Origin of the sequence: Paraburkholderia metrosideri, from assembly GCF_904848625.1 — a bacterium.
GTDB lineage: Bacteria > Pseudomonadota > Gammaproteobacteria > Burkholderiales > Burkholderiaceae > Paraburkholderia > Paraburkholderia metrosideri.
On record NZ_CAJHCP010000004.1, the window covers coordinates 510,253 to 527,571 of the forward strand.

Below are 17,319 nucleotides of genomic sequence, written 5' to 3' on the forward strand. Positions count from 1 at the left end.
AAACATCAGGTGCCCATACTACGCCGGATGCAAGCGTTCGTGAATCGCGGCATCGTCGCTCAGGGTTCGTCGGGATGACGCTGCCGGGATCCATCGTTACAATCTTTCTACCATCCAGTATAAATATCGCCCATGCCTACGATTCCGTTCTCTGCTAGCACAGACACTAACGCTGACGCGCCGCCGTTCGCACTTCCGTCCGCCGAACTGTGCGGCCCGCTGCGCAGCCCGCGCCAGATGCTGGCCGACCAGACCTATGATGGCCACCGCTCCATCCACGACGACGCGACGGCCGAAAAACTCGGCCTGCGCGCCGCGCCGATCGAAGGCCCGACGCATTTCAGCCAGTTCGATCCGCTGCTGTACCGGCTATTCGGCCGCGCATGGCTGGAAACCGGCTGCATCAGCGCGCATTACCAGAACATGGTGGTGGAAGGCGAAGAGGTGCGTGCGTTCGTCGAACTGCCGGTCACGCCGCAGAGCCGCTACGTGCGCATCCGCGCCGAGAAGAAGGACGGCACGCCGGTCCTGACCGGTAGCGCGTCGGTTGGCGACCCTGGCGGTCTGCCGCCGCATCAACTCGAACAACGTATCGCGCAATTGCGACCCTCCGCCGGCCTCGTGATCAATCGCGACCTGAAGGTCGGCCAGCGCGGCGCGGCGCTCGAAACGGTCACAATGGGCTTCGACGATCACATGGGCGACCACTACCCGTTCACGTTGAACGACAAGCTCGCGGTCATCACCGAACCCTGCGCGTGGTACTCGGCTGAGCAAGGCACGGCGTCGCCGTGGGGACGCCCCATCATTCCGACGGAAATGATCAGCGTATTGCTCGGCAGCACCAGCGCGCAGGCGGGGTTGTCAGGTCGCAAGCCTGCCGTTGGGCTGTTCGCCGGTCAGCAGATCCGGCGAATTCGTGGGCCGCTGTTCGTCGGCCAGACGTACGAACTGGAACGCGAAATCATCGCGCTCAGCGAAAGCGCTCGCACTGAATCGGTGTGGGTCAGGACGCGGGTCTATGAAGCGTCCGCCGACCGGCCACTGGTCGCGGAAATGATTCTGAATAGCGCGGTGTTGAAAGCGTCGTATCCGCGATACGACGAAGAGGCTCGCTCACTCGGCGTCGTGTGAGCCGTGGGGTGAGCCGTGGGTGAGCCGCGCGTAAGCCGAGCAAGCGCGCGGAACTGAGCGCGAGCATCGGCTCGCGCTCAGCAACGTTACCAGGTGTTCACCAGGTATCGACAAACGGCATCACGCGTTCGCCAATCTTCGCCGACGCCAGTCCGCGCACGAGCCACGCGCGGGTCTCGGCCGGATCGACAACCGCGTCGATTTCGAGCGTCGCCCCCATGCTCAGCGCCGCGCCGCGCTCGTACTGCCGCGCGAGCAGCTTATCGAACAGCGCATCACGCTCGGGGCCTGGCGGCAGCGCCTCCAGCTCCTTGCGATACCCCAGCCGCACCGCACCTTCGAGCCCCATCCCGCCAAACTCGCCGGTCGGCCAGCTGATGGTGAACATCGCGCCATGAAAGCCGCCCGCTGTCATCCCCATCGCACCCAGTCCATAACCCTTGCGCAGCACGACCGCGAACACCGGTACGCGCAAATGCGCCGCCGTCACGAACAGCCGGCTCACATGCCGCACCTGAGCGGTCGTCTCGACCTCCGGGCCGACCATGAATCCGGGTGTGTCGACGAGGCTCACGATCGGCAGTCCGTAGACGTTGCACAGTTGCATGAAGCGCGCCGCCTTGTCCGCTGCGTCAGCGTCGATTGCACCGCCCAGGTGTAGCGGATTATTCGCGATCAACCCGACCGGGCGCCCTTCGATTCGCGCCAGCGCGGTATGAATGCCAATGCCGAATCCGCTGCGCAACATCAGCAGGCTGTGCTCGTCGACGAGACCCGTCATTGCCGCGCGCGTGTCATAGACGCGCAGCCGGTTCTCAGGCACCACATGGCGCAAACCACGCTGATCGGGCGCATGCCACTCCTTCGTCTCGCCCTGGAAAAAAGCCAGATAGCGGCGCGCAACGGCCACCGCGTCGCACTCGTCATCGGCCAGCACGTCGATCACGCCGTTTGCGTACTGCACGGGGCTTGGGCCGATCTGCTCCGGCGTGTACACGCCCAGGCCACCGCCCTCGATCATCGCCGGGCCGCCCATGCCGATGTTGCTGTTGCGTGTCGCGATAATCACGTCGCTGCAGCCCAGCAGCGCCGCGTTCCCCGCGAAACATCGCCCCGCCGCAATACCGACGACCGGCACCTGCCCCGACAACGCGGCATAGCTCGCGAACGTGCGGACATCGAGCCCGGGGCCCCGCGCCGATTCATCGCCTGGCCGTCCGCCGCCACCTTCGGCGAACAGTACGACAGGCAACTTCTGCTTCAGCGTCAGTTCGAGCAACCGGTCGGTCTTCGCGTGATTGAAAAAACCTTGCGTGCCCGCCAGTACCGTTGCGTCATACGACATGACTGTCGTGCGTGCGCGCTCTGCACCGAACAGCGCGCCATTCACGCTGCCAATGCCGGTGACGATGCCGTCTGCCGGTGTGTTGGCGATCAGGTCGTCGAGCGTGCGACGGCTGCGCTGCGCGGCGATTGCAAGCGCACCATATTCGATGAAGCTACCGTCGTCGCACAGATCCGCGATGTTCTCGCGCGCCGTGCGCCCGCCACGGGCGCGACGTTTCGCGATCGCGTCCGGGCGCGCGGCGTCGAGCGTCAGCGCGTGCCGGTCCAGCACCTTCTGCAGATCGCCGCGGACCCGGTCCGGATCATGCGCGGCATCGGCCGTCGCGGTTTGCACCTCGGCCATGTCGACCGGCTCCAGCACCAGCAGCGTCTGCCCCTGCGCGAGATAGCTGCCGGGCGCCGCAAGAATCGACGTCACGCGGCCCGCGTGCGGCGCATGCAGCAGATGTTCCATCTTCATCGATTCGAGTACGCCGAGTTCCGCATCGGCCGCCACGATATCGCCTTCGGACACCGACAACTGCACGACGCGCGCTGGCATCGGCGCAAGCACCGCATGCTCGGGCGCGTCCGGATGACCGGCTTGTGAGGCGCCAGGCGCCACGTGTTCGGCCCGTTCCACGAGATCTTCCTGTTCGCGCGCCGCATCGAGCAACGCCGGTAACGCAGCTTCGAGCCAGCGCGTATGGACCTGCTGGCTCGTCATCGCCGGATGGGCGGCAAGCGCGCGCAGCAGCGGCAGATTGGTCGCCACGCCCGCGATCCGGAATTCGGCGAGCGCGCGCGCGGAGCGGCGCAGCGCCGCCTCGAACGACGGCGCGCGTGCATGCACGATCAGCTTCGCGAGCAACGTGTCGTAATGCGGCGACGGCGAGCCGCCAGCAACGCCGTGCGTATCGACGCGAATACCCGGCCCGGCTGGCAAGTCGAAGCGCGTTAGCGTGCCGCTGCCCGGCTGCGCATTGCCTTGCGCGTCGAGTGTCTCTGCGTTGATCCGCCATTGAATCGCGAAACCGCGCGGTGCCGGCGGCGCAGCGGGGTCGAGGCCGAGATCGGCGAGCCGTTCGCCGGCGGCGATCGCGATCTGTGTCTGTACCAGATCGATGCCAGTCACTTCCTCGGTGATCGTATGCTCGACCTGCAGACGCGGATTCGCCTCGATAAACACATACGGGAGATCTTCCGATGTCAGGTCGACCAGAAACTCGAACGTGCCTAGCCCTTCGTAACGAACCTCGCGCGCCATCCCGAGTGCGTCGGCGACGATCCGCTGTCGAAGCGCAGCAGTGAGCGACGGGCTCGGCGCAATCTCGACCACCTTCTGGAAGCGCCGCTGCAACGTGCATTCGCGCTCGCCGAGCGAGAGCGCCGCGTGACCATCGCCGACGATCTGGATCTCGATATGGCGTGCGCCGGACATCAGCCGTTCGACGTACACGCCGTCTACGCCAAACGCCGCTTTTGCCTCGCTACGGCAGCGCTCGTATGCGGCAGGCAGATCGTCGATCGACGCCACCGCGCGCATCCCGCGCCCGCCACCGCCGCCGATCGCCTTGACCATCACACCCGCGCCGCGCTGCGCGAAGAAGAACGCCTGCGCCTCTTCGAGCGTGACGGCCTGCTGGCTGCCCGGCATCACCGGCACGCCGCAGCGTTCCGCGAGCGTGCGCGAGCGGGCCTTATCGCCGAACAGCGCGAGTTGCTCGTGCGTGGGGCCGATGAAGCGCAATCCAGCGGCCGTGCATGCGGCGGCGAAATCGGCGCGTTCGCTCAAAAAGCCGTAGCCGGGATGCAACGCGTCGCAGCCGTGCTCGCGCGCGATCGCGATCAGCCGCGCGCCGTCCAGATAGGCGGCGGGCCCCGCGACACCCAGCGCGACCGATGCGTCGGCCGCGCTGACATGGGGCGCGTGAACGTCGTCTTCCGCATGGACAGCGACGCTGGCGATGGCCAGTTCACGCAACGCGCGCACGATCCGCAGCGCGACTTCGCCGCGATTTGCGACGAGAACTTTGTTGAACAGAGGTTGGGTCATGACGGCGGAATCTATCGGGAAGAAACGGTTAGAGCAGATCTCTCAGCATGCGCCGCAGCACCTTGCCGGAACCGGTCGCAGGCAACGCGTCGATAAAGCGCACGTCGCGCGGCACCTTGTACGCCGCCATGTTGTCGCGGGCCCATGCAGTCAGCGCGTCGGCAGTGACATCCGCACCCGGTCTCCTGACGATGAACGCACACACCACCTCGCCCTTGCCCGGGTCCGGCTTCGCGATGACCGCCGCCTGCGCCACCGCCGGATGCTTGATCAGGAGAACCTCGACTTCCTCGGGGAACACGCTATAGCCCGAGACCTTGATCATTTCCTTGAAGCGGCCAAGGAAAGTGAGGTAGCCGTCGGCATCGAAGCGGCCCATGTCGCCGGTATGAACCCAGCCGTCGCGCAGCGTCGCGGCGGTTGCTTCCGGCTTGTTCAGATAGCCCTTGAAATTACCCGGCCCGCGAATCGTGATCTCGCCAGCCTCGCCGACCGGCAGAGCGGCACCCGTCGCCGGATCGACAATGCGGATTTCGTTGCCGGGCAACGGCTTGCCATGCGTGCCCCAGCGGATCGCATCGGTCGGCATCGCGGTGTCGGACGTATGGGTTTCACTGAGTCCGTAGGCGGCTTCTGCCGAGATGCAGTTCGGCGCGAATTCGCGCCACTGGTTCGCCAGCGTTTCCGTATAGGCGATCCCGAAGCTGGTAACGGGATTACGCCGCAGCGCGCGCCAGTCGCGCTCGCGCGCATCGGGCAACTGCATCAGCGCAACGTTCATTGGCGCGATGCTGTACCAGTAGGTGATGCGATAACGTTCGAGCGCGAGCGCGACCGTGGCGGGATCGAAACGGTACATCAGCACGCAGGTCGCACCGGTGCAGACCGGCGCGTAGACGCCATTGTTCATGCCGGCGATATGATAGAGTGGCGCGACCGCAAGCATCACGTCGTCGGGCCCATTTCCGGTGATCTTCGAGGCGGACGAAATCTTGAATAGCGTGTTGCCGTGAGTCAGCATCGCACCCTTCGGCAGACCCGTCGAACCGGACGTATAGGTCATCAGCGCGAGGTCGTCCAGACCGACGTCGACCGGCGTGGGCCGCGCGCCCGAGCGAGCCACTTCGAGCAGATCCTCGCAACCGGCAGGCACCGGCACCGCCCGCGCCCGCATGTCGAGCAACTCGGCGAACACCGGAATATCGGGCTCATCCGGCAGCAGATCGCCGTAGCGGACCACGAACACATGCTGCAACTCAGTCTGACTTCGAACTTTATCCACAATGGGCAACAGCACGTCAGCCGCGACGATCACGCGGGCGCGCAGGTCGCCGAGTTGATAGGCGAGTTCGTGCTCCTTGTTCAACGGACCGCACGGGCACACCACTGCGCCGATCTTCTGGATTCCGTAGTGGGCGACCACGTACTGCGGACAGTTGTTCATGAACAGGGCGACCGGCTCGCCTTTTTCGACGCCAAGCGCCTGCAGGCGAGCCGCGAACGCATCGCTCATCGCGTCGAGTTCCGCCCATGTAATCGTGCGTCCGTACCAGATCTGCGCCGCGCGGGACGGCATCGTGCGCGCATGATGGCGCAGCATTTCGTGAAGTGGCTGGGCATGCGGGGTGACTTCGTCCATCGGATCGTCTCCTGTCTCAGCCGGAATGCATGCCGCAGCATTGACCCCGGTCTTATGCATTTGCAGTGATATGCCGGCGAACGGAACGCCGCAGGCGGCAACCTGGACCTGGCGCGACGGCATTCATTAAAATATACCAGACAGTATCAATATTATACCGACGAGTATGAAAAAATCGCCGACTCTCCCTTCAAGAACAGGCCGTCAACGTGTCGCGACGTTGGGCACCGATGAAAAGCGCGAGCGCATTCTCGATGCCGCCGAACGACTGTTCGCCATGCAGGGCTATGCGGACACGACCGTTCACCAGATCGTCGAGGCGCTCGGCGTGACCAAGCCGTTCGTCTACTACTATTTCAGTAACAAGCAGGAGATCTTCGAGACGCTGTCGTGGCGACCGGCGGTCGCCTGCTTCACCGTGCTGGATTTCCCCGCCGACGATCTGCGCCCCGCGCACGAGAAAGTGATTGCCGGCATCGAACAATTGATCCGCGCGACGATCGAGCATTACCCGAGTTCGTTTTTCCCGGCGCGCGAGCCGCAGGCGTACCGTCCCGAATACCTGGAGAAACAGCATCAACTTGCCGAGCATTTCTATACGCGTCTGTGCGCGCTGCTCGAACAGGGCCGCGACGATGGGTGGTTCGATTTCAACGAAACGCGCGTGACGGCGCAGGCCGCGTGCAGCGTGTCGGGGTTTTTGTATATGTGGTACAAGCCGCAAGGCCGGCTCGACGTCGACGCAATCGTTCCGGAACTGGTACAGATCGCATGCCGCGCGCTGGGGTTGCGCAAAACCCGCCGCAAACCTGCGCGCTGAATCCGCGCAGTGACAAGGCTTGAGATACGCTGATTTTCACTGAAGCGTGGCCTGGCTGGGCCGCCCCCGACGCACGGCTTCGCGCCGGGTCAGGATGGCTCGTCAAGCGCTAACGCGCCCGGCTTCGCCCTGGAGCAAAGAAGACACCAAAGACCGGTCGACGCGTTCGCCGCCCGACATGAACAGACCGTTTTCGCCACGGTCCCATTCGCGCACATGTTGCAGGTCGAGCGCGCGGACCCGCATGTCGAGCGGGCTCATGTCGAAGGCGCGGCGAAAGGCCCGCGCGAAATCGGACGCGCTCTTGAACCCCAGGCCGAACGCAATCTCCACGATCTTCATATGCGGAAAGCGGATCAAGTCGTTCGCCGCTGCACGCAGGCGCCGATTGCGGATCACGGTGGCGAGGCCGCCTTCGTCCTCGAACCAGCGGTAAACCGTGGCACGCTTGAGCCCCAGAGCGTCGACGACGCTCGCGGGCGTCAGAGCCGCGTCGTCCAGATGGGCGTCGATATGCCGGCGCACCTGCGCGATGATCGCCGCCTGGACCGCCGAACGAGCCGAGCCTCGGCGCTTCGAACCCACACCCAGAGCCTCGATCAGCAGCCTTCGTGCGATGTCGAGCATCTCGACGGCCTGAGCCGGTGTGGCAGAAGGAATCGCCTGCGCCAGCGCGGCGATGTGATCAAAGATCAGCGCGGTCAACGGCGTTGCATCCGGCACGATTCGCCCGTGAATCGAGTCGGCGCCGTCGACCAGCACAGCGTCGACGACAGCGCGCGGTATGAAGACCGTCAACACGCGGCACGTCGGCCGTTCCATTTTGAAAGTCTGGCCCAGGTCGAACGCGACGATACCGCGGTCAAAGTGATCGACTCCGCTACGCCTGCTTTGCGACGCGCTTACGCGACCGGTCGCGCCGCCCACATAGAGATGAAATGCGATGTCGCGCCGCGAATCTTTCGATACCCGCCCCAGTGATCGGTCGAGCACCATTGCGTCAGTCGACGCGTCGGTAAAAACGTGATCGCTTACGCTAAAGAAGCGGATCTCCGCCCCGAGGCCATTTTCAAGCTGTTCTCTGGAAGGCAGCATGTCGATCACATGGCCCACGCGATCGCGCCACGCAAGCGCCTGCTGATGCCGCGGCAGCCCACGCGTGCTGAACCGGGTGTTCACGATACAGGGATGGGGGACGGTTCCACCAACAGGTGAATGACGTCGGGCTCGATCGTTCATAAAACGGAGAAACTGGCGTGAAGGGTGAGATGGCGGCGGCGCAGCGGAACCTCAGTGAACGGTTGGTCCAGTTGCATCGTCACACGGGTCAGACTTTAGGCTTTGCCTGCATCCAGGTTTATCGCAGACAGACAGACGTGTGGACGGGCCGTTGCTTCGCATTCCGCGAAAGCACACGGGCAAAGCTGGACAACCGGACTCGTCAAACTTCGCTTCACCTTTGCCGGAAAGCCACCCCGCTCGACGATTCCAGCCGGGCTGGCAGGCCTATGAATGCGTTGTTTATTATAACGATAGAGCCTCGCATGACGTGTTGCGTCGAAGTCGCGATTTCGGAAACATTCCCCCTTAGAGTTTTTAGACGGTGAACGCAGGATTGATGTGTCCGCGCGAAGATCGAACTGAAGCGGCTCCGAAAGCCGTGCAAAGCCGCTTCACCAAAACACGCAAACGATTGCGCAATTACCGCAAAAATTTTGCCCTTGTGTCGTGATACTTATCGGCGGTTGGTCACGGCGTGCGCTCCGTTTGCACTGCGATGAATAGTATCCGCACGTGGTATCGTGCAACGCCTCGCGCAGCAAGTGAACGGTTTCAATCGGCCACTCGCTCGTCAATATCAATCGCACATCACAGAATCTGCATGCTTCCCGTCTCATCCGCCGAGCAATCATCCGGCACCCGCCAGGATTCCCCAAAACACTTCAGCACCGTTGTCGCGGCTTCGCTGGTGACCGGCCTGGAGATGTTCGATCTCACTGTCTTCGGATTCTTCGCGGTGGTGATTGGAGAACAGTTCTTTCCGGCGAAAGATCCGTTGACTTCGTTGCTATGGTCCGTCGGCACGTTCGGAATCGGCTTTTTCATGCGCCCGCTTGGCGCCCTCATGATCGGCGCCTACGCGGACCGCAAAGGGCGCCGCGCGGCATTGACGAGAACCTGCTGGATGATGGCCGTCGGAACAGCCGCGCTCGGCCTGTGTCCTCCGTTTGCCGACATCGGTGTGGCCGCGCCGCTGATCGTCCTTGCGGGCCGGTTGTTGCAGGGCTTTGCTGTCGGCGGCGACATTGGGGTGGCGGCGGCCTTCGTGATGGAGACAAGTCCGGTATCGCGTCGTGGCTATCGCGTCAGTTGGCAACTCAGCAGCCAGGGCGCAGCCGCGCTGATGGGCGCTACGTCTGGCCTGCTGCTGACCAGCATGTTGCCGCCCGCAGCGCTAAGCGCCTGGGGGTGGCGCATTCCTTTCCTGGTCGGTCTGCTGATCGCCCCGGTTGGCCTCTATCTTCGCTGCCGGCTTCCTGACGCCACGCCGCACACGCGCACCACCAGATCTGCGAGCGGCCCCGTCGCCGAACTGTTTCGTCAGCATCGGGCGACGATAGCGCTGGCGATGTTGATGGGACAAACCATCCCCGTCTACGTAATCGTCTATTACATGCCGAGTTATGCAACTCGCATCATGCACATGCCGGCCAGGACAGGATATCTGGCGTCCGCGCTGTCTGCGCTGGTGCTGGTGGTGATTCCTCCGCTGGCGGGCGGGCTCATTGACCGTTTGCCGCGCCGCAAGCCACTCGCGCTGACTGCCTCGGCATGCATGATCTGCCTGATCTATCCGGTCTTTCTGATCATCGGTCATGCGACCAGCACGCTAGCCATTCTATGCGGCGTCGCGCTCATCAGCGTGATGGTGGCGCTCAGCGCTGTCACCGGCACTCTGCTTGTGCTGGAGGCCTTTCCTTCGCGAGTGCGCGCCACCGGCATGGCGGTTTCTCACGCGCTGCACGTCGCGGTCTTTGGCGGGACCGCGCAATTTATCGTGACGGGATTGATCAAATTGACAGGCAATCCGATGTCGGCGGCGTGGTATGTCACGCTCGCGTGCGTGGTGAACTTTTGTGCGCTGGTGCGGTTCCGGGAACAACGGTCTTCTGCGGACACGTAGCGCCTGTTCATTGCATCGAAGCGTGAGTTCCACGCTGTTGCAACTCATTCACTTCTCACTTCCTTTTTCCGGTTTCCGGCGTTCCCTCGCGCCCGAAGCCGTCTCTTTGCTATCAGCGTCTCTAATCGGTTATAGCAATATTTACCGCAGCGCCAATTAAAAAATCATCCAAAATCAGGATAACTACGCTGTTTAGTAAATTCAATAAACATACGCATTAAACAACAGCGTTGACACGGCATATTTCATCCGTCTAGACTCGTGCACACCCTATTTATCTGCCAAAAAAATGCAGAATAAATGTTTATGACATTTACTAAACAATAGCGAATAAATATGCTCATCATTTAACCCTGCGAGGGTGCAGATACGCGACGCCTGCCTTGCCAGCCCAGTACGCCGACCATTGGCCGGCGCACTCGTCAGCCTATATCCCAACTCTGCATTGGCAGATCAGACTGACGTCGGGTGCGCCCTCCTGTTGCCTGGCATGAGCAAAACTTATCGCTCGTGGAATACGGTTGAAATATCGTCGATATAAGTATTAACCCGATCATTTCAATTCACGCGTGATGACGGCATTACCCAATGTATTCAATAAAGAAAAAGGAGACGAACTTGAAAAATCTGCTGAAGCTCGCAATAGTCCTGACGAGTGTCGCCGCACTCGCAGGCTGTGGCGGAGACGATCATCCAACGCAATCCGGCACGAACCCGGGCGACACGAATACCGCGCCGGGGAATGGGAACACCGGCACAACACCACCAGCGGATGCGCAACGCGTCAATTTGCCGTTAACCAACTATGTCAACGTTTTTGTCGGCACCGACGTGGCGACAACAGGCGGCGGCTTTTCGGGTAATACCACCCCCGGCGCCCAGGTTCCGTTTGGCATGGTCAACTTTGGCCCCGACACCGCGTCGGGAACGCCAGGCGGCTACGCGTACACCGATTCGACGATCAGCTTCTTTAGCCTGACACACTTGAACGGCCCTGGATGCTCGGGCCAGGGCGGCGGTGGCGGGCTCCTGCCCTCCGTTTCATCCGCTCAAATAGATCCGGCCAATCAAGGCCACAATATTGTGATCGGCGACGGGTCCGGCAAGTTTGATCACGCCAACGAATCTGCGCGCCCCGGCTACTACAAGGTGATGGCCAGCAATGGCGTGACGAGCGAGCTGACGGCCACGACGCGCACGGGTATGGCGCGGATTACCTATCCTGCCAGCAGCAAGTCCAATGCGCTGCTCGTCGTCGACGCAACCGTGTCTACCGACAATCACACTAGCGGAAGCCGTCCAGGCACGATCACGCTTGATGCAGCCAATCGGACCGTGTCAGGTACGAGCATCGTCGGATCGTTTTGCGGTGGCACGTGGAACAAGCCGGTCTATTTTTATGCGCAATTCGATACTCCTGTGACGTCGGCATCATCGAGCAAGAATGGCGTTGCGATCCTGCAATTCGATTTGACGGCGAGCAAGACGAATGCGGTCTTGTATAAAGTCGGCATCTCGTCTGTCAGTGTGGCCAATGCAAAAGCCAATCTCATCGCAGAAAATTCCGGCTGGGATTTTGACGCGGTGGCAGCCAATACAGACACGATCTGGGAAAACAGCCTGAACACGATCCAGGTGGATGTCGCCGACCCGCAGAACCTTGCAGCGCTAAGCGCGTCGCAACAAACCATCGCGAAAAATAATCTGACGCAGTTTTACTCGGCGTTCTATCGCGCGTTTAGCGGCCCGACGGTTTACAGCGACGTGAACGGCGACTATCGCAGCATGAAGCAGGCATCGCTGAGCGAGAATGACGGCAGTTCATTTCCAGTGAGAGCCACGGCCAATATCTCGAAGGACGATACCTTCCAGGGTACCAATGGCAAGACTGTCGTGCCGGCCGCGCACTATTCCAGCTATTCAATCTGGGATACTTATCGTTCACTCACGCAATTGCAGGCCCTGCTGTTTCCGGGAATATCCAGCGACACGGTTCAATCGCTCGTGGCCGATGCGAAGCAATGCGGGGCGCTTCCTCATTGGGTCGACGGCAGTGACGATACCAAGCCGATGGAAGGCAATCACGCACCGAGCCTGGTTGCCGCCGCGTATGCTTTCGGCGCGCAGAATTTCGACACGGCAACGGCGCGAAACTATCTGATCCAGAGTCAGACAGACCCGACCAGCAGTTGCAACAATATGCTGAGCGTCGGGCGCGTATCGACCAGCAATGACGCGAGCGTGATTCCCAACTGGTTGAACAGCGGGTTTATCGCAACTGCAACGCCTGCGAGCAGTCCGTTCCACACGTCGTCGGTGACGATTGAAATGGTTACGGCTGACCGCTCTGTCGCCGCGTTTCTGTCTGCTCTCCCCACTGCCGGTACGGATCAGACCACCATCAACAGTTTCTTCCAGCGAGCCGGGAATTGGAAAAACATTCTTAATCCGCAAACGAACACCCTTCAGGCTCTCAATGCATCTGGCCAGTTCACGACCAATGCCAATGCAGGCTGCAACTCTGCATGCCCTGGCACGCTGTTCCACGAAGGTACTGAACCGCAATATTTCTGGGACATCGAACATGACTATACGGCGGTGATAGCGGCGATCGGCGGCAATAGCGCTGCGATTACGCGACTCGACAACCTGTTCGGCATCGATAGAAGCGCAGGCTTTCCGCCCGCTTCTGCGCCGCCGGTCAGCGCGTTGAACGGCGGTATGAACAGCAATCAGTTTTATATCGGCAACGAACCTTCGCTGGTTGATCCGTGGGCTTATAACTGGACCGGTTCGCCGCAATCCGCGCAGTACATCATTCCGCAGATCATGAAGCAGGCTTTTCTGGTTTCGCCTGGAGGCCTGCCCGGCAATGATGATCTGGGGGCGACATCCACCTGGTATGTGTGGGCCACGCTCGGACTCTATCCTGTCGTTCCTTCCGCACCGGGTATGGCGATTTCCACGCCGCAGTTCTCCGGCATGACGGTATGGCTTGGCAACGGCAAGAAACTGCGTATCGAGACCGACCAGCAGGCGATGCTGAACAATGCTCCCTATATCAAGGAACTGAAGTTGAATGGGCAGACTTACAACGGTTCGTGGCTGCCGCTCGCCCAGATCGCCAATGGCGGTACGCTCTCCTATACCCTGTCAGCGACACCGACCAATTGGGGCACAGCCGCCAATCTCACTCCTCCGTCGGGACCTAACGCCGATTACACGAAGAGCGTCGCAGCACCTTCCAGTGCTTCTGGCGTGACGGCGACTCAATAGTGCCAAAAATGCTTCCCCGGCCCCGCCGGGGAAGCATTCAACAGTAAAGCAATCTTCGTCATTCGACGCGTACGCGTCCTTGCGAGATGACTGCCATGATCTGACTTCAAACCGTGCTGAACTTGACGCCGTTGCGCACCGCGCATTCCGCAGGCGTCAGTCTTTCGACTAGCGCACCCATCACGGCGATTTCGGCCTGCGTTAGAGAAGAGGTTAGATCCGGCGATGGCGACTACTCCGAAAAAAACAAAAGGCCGCTGCCTGTGAAGGCAGCAGCCTTTCTTTCTTACGACGCGCGGCAGATCTGGACTTCAACTGCCGGTCTTTGAAAGATCTACAGAGGATGTCCGCCACTACAAACGCAACGCGCGTCAACGAATCTCCTGCGATCGTATCGGCGCGTGGCATGCTTACGCTCCAGCGGCATTGACGACGCATTCCATTCATGACGACGAGGCGTCACGAAGATCTAACTCTCCGTGACGCTCGATTCTCTACGGCATGCAGCGGTGCAGGCAGTCGGATCAACAAGTATCCAACCCGACTAAAGTACTCCGTCACAACCCGCTCGCACTGCCTGGCACCCGGTCGTCGTCCTTAATTGCCGTTAGCCGCCGGAGACACGGTGCTCGGGGTCGCAAGCGTATTGTTACTCTTCGGAGCGCTCGTGCCGGAAGTCGCATTACCGTTCATGCTCTTGTTTTGCGACCCGCTCATGCCGCTATCCGAATTCGGCGATCCTGGCGTGCCGTAGCCGCTCGTTGTATTGTTCATCTGGTTCGGCATCGGGGTGGCCGTGCTGCCATGGCTAACGGAACCGCTCGTCGCACCGCCCGCGCCGCCATCGCCAGCCGACTGTGCATAAGCACCGCCCGACAGGGCAAGTGCGGCGACGGCTGCGATCAATGTGCTGGTTGCCTTAATCATGATCCGTTCCTCCTTAATTGAACTGGACTATCGACGCAGACGATCAACGCCTGCTTGACCATGAATTCAGCAATCACCGTGCCCCGTGCTGTTATCCGCAGAGAATTAAGTGGTGCCGCAACGGGCGCAAAGCAGCCTGGCTCCCCGCTGCGGCGCGATTCACATAAGCATGCCCATTGACGCCAAGCACGGCCGGCCTGCAAATTTTTGTTCGCAAATACGCGCGATGCCGCGGAACAAGTTGCCACTTGTGTCAGAGTAACGACGTCGAGAAAGAGAAGGCACACGGCTGCTCAACCTCCGCTGACCGCATTGAACCGACTGCAATCAGCGCGTTACGACCCGCCGACCTTGTAGGATTCGAGTTCGCTGGAAAAACGTTGGCTGCGTACGCCATTGCTGCCGTAATACTCCTCTACAGACTTCACCCAGCGACCCACTTCAGGCGCATACCAGAACGCTTTGTAGGTGCTGCCGGCTGTGGCTTCAGGCGTGACTCGCCGCGCCTGTGTAATCAGCGTCGTCTGACCCGGCTGTGTCTGGGCTGCCTGAACGACCGTGTTCGTGGGTGCCAGCTCGCCACGCCAGTCGCCTTCTGCTTCGATTTTCAGCGCGCGAAATTTGCCGGCCGGCACTTGAATATCCTCGTAGCCAACCACCTTGTATTTCGTCGTCCACGTTGCCGAACTGAGCTTTACGTTGCCGCTCGGATGCGGCTCGGTGTACTGGACCTTCCAGGTCTTGCCTGCCTGCAGCGGAAACGCCAACGGCTTATTCACAACGACTTCGCTGCCGCTAATCTCACGGGTCCGGCTCCAGTCGGCGTCGACAATGACTTCAGGTCCTTCGCTAGGGGATCCCGCCTGCTTCGACGCAATGTAGATGTGCGAGTCGGTGACGCGCTGCACCGTGATCGCGTCGTGAGTCTGACGAAATCCCGTCGGGCCGGTTTCAACCGTGTCGACGTAGGTCCACGTGTCGCCTTCTTTTAGCGTGGGCGCAGTAATCGTCTGCGCCACGGCCAGAACAGGCGCACTGAAGGCCAGCAGTAAGGCAATTGTTTTCTTATTCAATTTACTTTCCCCGAAGATATCAAGCGGACGATTTTAGCTACGTTTTCGGCACACATTGATGGGCAACTGCGCGTTGTCATTCAATCGTAATCCGATCGTCAACGTTCTTTATGGCATTCGCCATCAGCGGTGCTTATACGCTCATTCTGCCAGCCGTCGCGTACCGGCGCGAGTATCTAAGGTTGGATTGCGATGGATGCCTAAGTGTCCAAACCTGGTCGCCTGACGAAGGGGTTGAGTGGGCCGACTGCTGCGTGATCTGGCAGTCCCCATTCGCGACGATCCAATCGCTCTGCTTCAGACACCTGGTCTCACGCGAGTCATTCGCTGGGTCCGCTGACTGCATGCGCACGTCGCACCAACGCTGACGATCGCTTCGCCCAAGGACAGCACACCCTCAACGCTACCGCCCCACTCGCGAAAGCTCATGGCAGGCCATGCCTTTCAGGCATGCCGCCCCGCTTCTAAAGTCTTTTTAATTCTCGCGTGTCGAGCCTACATTACCTGTCAGGCGGCATCGCAATGCTCATCGACACAGAACCAAAGCTCCGCACTCACTTACGTCCCATGCGTTTCATCTATATCGCAGAGGATCTAAAAATGCACGAGCTACCAGTCCGACCGTCGACGAGTTCATCGCCCGGCAACGCACCGATGCTTGAAAAGGCACGGTGCCACGGCTGAGCGGTTAGCGCGAAACGCACTCTGTTACTCACTACCCGATAAAGGAAAGATCATGGCTAACTTGTTCACCCCAACGAAGGTCGGCGCTTACACCCTCGCGCACCGCGTTGTTCTCGCCCCGATGACCCGCCTGCGCACCATTCAACCCGGCGACATTCCGAGCCCGATGATGGCCGACTTCTACGGTCAGCGCGCGTCCGAAGGCGGCCTCGAAATCATCGAGGGCGTCAGCATTTCCGTGACTGCCCGCTCGTATCTGGGCGCCGCAAGCTTCTACCACGATGGTCAGATCGCCGGCTGGGAAGCGATTGCCAAAGCCGTTCACGCCAAAGGCGGCCGCGTATTCATGCAACTGATTCACGGTGGACGTCAAAGCCACGTCGAGATGACGGGCGGTGTCGATCCCGTCGCCCCTTCCGTCGTTCCGTTCGAAGGCGTTGCATTGACGAAAGACGGCTTCGTGCCGGCCTCACCCCATCGCGCACTCGACATCGAAGAAATCCCCGGCATCATCGAGGAATTCCGGGCCGCTGCTCAACGCGCTTTCGATGCAGGTTTCGACGGAGTCGAGTTGCACGGCGCGAACGGCTATCTCGTCGATCAGTTCATTCAGGACGGCACCAACAAGCGCACTGATGCGTATGGCGGTTCGCTCGAAAACCGCGTGCGCTTTTTGCGTGAAGCGGTCGAAGCACTCATTTCCGTATGGGGCGCAGACCGTGTCGGCGTGCGTATCTCTCCGTCCGGCGAATGGGGCGGCATCTCCGACAGCAACCCCGAAGCCACCTTCAGCTATGTCGCGACCGTGCTCGACGAATACAAAATCGCGTACCTGCATGTGATCGAACCGCGCATCAAGGGCGACGACACGCTGCACGAAGGTCATGAGCCTGTTGCGACCCACTATCTGCGCCCGCATTTTTCCGGAACGATCATCGCGGCAGGCGGCTTCGACGGCGACAGCGCCGAAGCGATCGTCACATCGGGTGATGCGGATCTGGTCGCATTCGGGCGGCACTTCTCGTCAAATCCGGATTTGCCGTATCGTCTCAAGCACGGGTTGCCGTTGACCCCGTACGTTCGCGCCGCGTTCTGGGGTGGCGACGAAAAGCACTATTCCGATTTCCCCGCTTATCAGGTTGAACCGGAAAGCGTTGTACCCGAAGCCGAGCCGGTTGTCTGAGCTGCATGTTGCCCGAT

10 protein-coding genes are annotated in these 17,319 nt (G+C 60.9%); 5 read left to right on the top strand and 5 right to left on the bottom strand.

Going from position 1 to position 17,319, the window contains the following annotated elements:
- The first annotated feature begins 132 nt into the window (after positions 1-132).
- Complete coding sequence (locus LMG28727_RS10885; protein ID WP_201642305.1) at positions 133-1,134, top strand: hypothetical protein; 1,002 nt, start codon at positions 133-135, stop codon at positions 1,132-1,134.
- Between the two features lie 97 nt (positions 1,135-1,231).
- Here LMG28727_RS10885 and LMG28727_RS10890 read toward each other — a convergent pair whose 3' ends face one another.
- Positions 1,232-4,504, bottom strand: a complete 3,273-nt coding sequence (locus tag LMG28727_RS10890) for a carboxyl transferase domain-containing protein (RefSeq protein WP_201642399.1) — start codon at positions 4,502-4,504, stop codon at positions 1,232-1,234.
- Positions 4,505-4,544: 40 nt separating this feature from the next.
- The gene (locus tag LMG28727_RS10895) at positions 4,545-6,155 is read right to left on the bottom strand and encodes an AMP-binding protein (protein WP_201642306.1); all 1,611 of its coding nucleotides are present in this window, start codon (positions 6,153-6,155) and stop codon (positions 4,545-4,547) included.
- Between the two features lie 166 nt (positions 6,156-6,321).
- Between LMG28727_RS10895 and LMG28727_RS10900 the strand changes: the two genes are divergently transcribed.
- A complete protein-coding gene (locus LMG28727_RS10900) occupies positions 6,322-6,975 on the top strand; it encodes a TetR/AcrR family transcriptional regulator (protein ID WP_201642307.1) in 654 nt (217 codons plus the stop codon).
- 102 nt (positions 6,976-7,077) lie between these two features.
- On the opposite strand, the gene LMG28727_RS10905 is transcribed toward LMG28727_RS10900, so the two are convergent.
- The gene (locus LMG28727_RS10905; RefSeq protein ID WP_201642308.1) at positions 7,078-8,154 is read right to left on the bottom strand and encodes a helix-turn-helix transcriptional regulator; all 1,077 of its coding nucleotides are present in this window, start codon (positions 8,152-8,154) and stop codon (positions 7,078-7,080) included.
- Positions 8,155-8,857: 703 nt separating this feature from the next.
- Between LMG28727_RS10905 and LMG28727_RS10910 the strand changes: the two genes are divergently transcribed.
- The gene (locus LMG28727_RS10910) at positions 8,858-10,159 is read left to right on the top strand and encodes an MFS transporter (protein ID WP_201642309.1); all 1,302 of its coding nucleotides are present in this window, start codon (positions 8,858-8,860) and stop codon (positions 10,157-10,159) included.
- Between the two features lie 618 nt (positions 10,160-10,777).
- Positions 10,778-13,435: a GH92 family glycosyl hydrolase gene (locus LMG28727_RS10915; RefSeq protein ID WP_236591702.1), complete on the top strand. Its 2,658-nt coding sequence runs from the start codon at positions 10,778-10,780 to the stop codon at positions 13,433-13,435.
- Positions 13,436-14,032: 597 nt separating this feature from the next.
- On the opposite strand, the gene LMG28727_RS10920 is transcribed toward LMG28727_RS10915, so the two are convergent.
- Together LMG28727_RS10920 and LMG28727_RS10925 are read right to left on the bottom strand one after the other, a co-directional pair.
- Entirely contained in the window at positions 14,033-14,362 is a 330-nt protein-coding gene (locus LMG28727_RS10920; RefSeq protein ID WP_201642310.1) for a hypothetical protein, read from the bottom strand.
- Between the two features lie 335 nt (positions 14,363-14,697).
- The gene (locus tag LMG28727_RS10925; RefSeq protein ID WP_201642311.1) at positions 14,698-15,435 is read right to left on the bottom strand and encodes a hypothetical protein; all 738 of its coding nucleotides are present in this window, start codon (positions 15,433-15,435) and stop codon (positions 14,698-14,700) included.
- Positions 15,436-16,171: 736 nt separating this feature from the next.
- On the opposite strand from LMG28727_RS10925, the gene LMG28727_RS10930 reads away from it, so the two are divergent.
- Complete coding sequence (locus LMG28727_RS10930; protein ID WP_201642312.1) at positions 16,172-17,302, top strand: alkene reductase; 1,131 nt, start codon at positions 16,172-16,174, stop codon at positions 17,300-17,302.
- Positions 17,303-17,319: the final 17 nt, after the last annotated feature.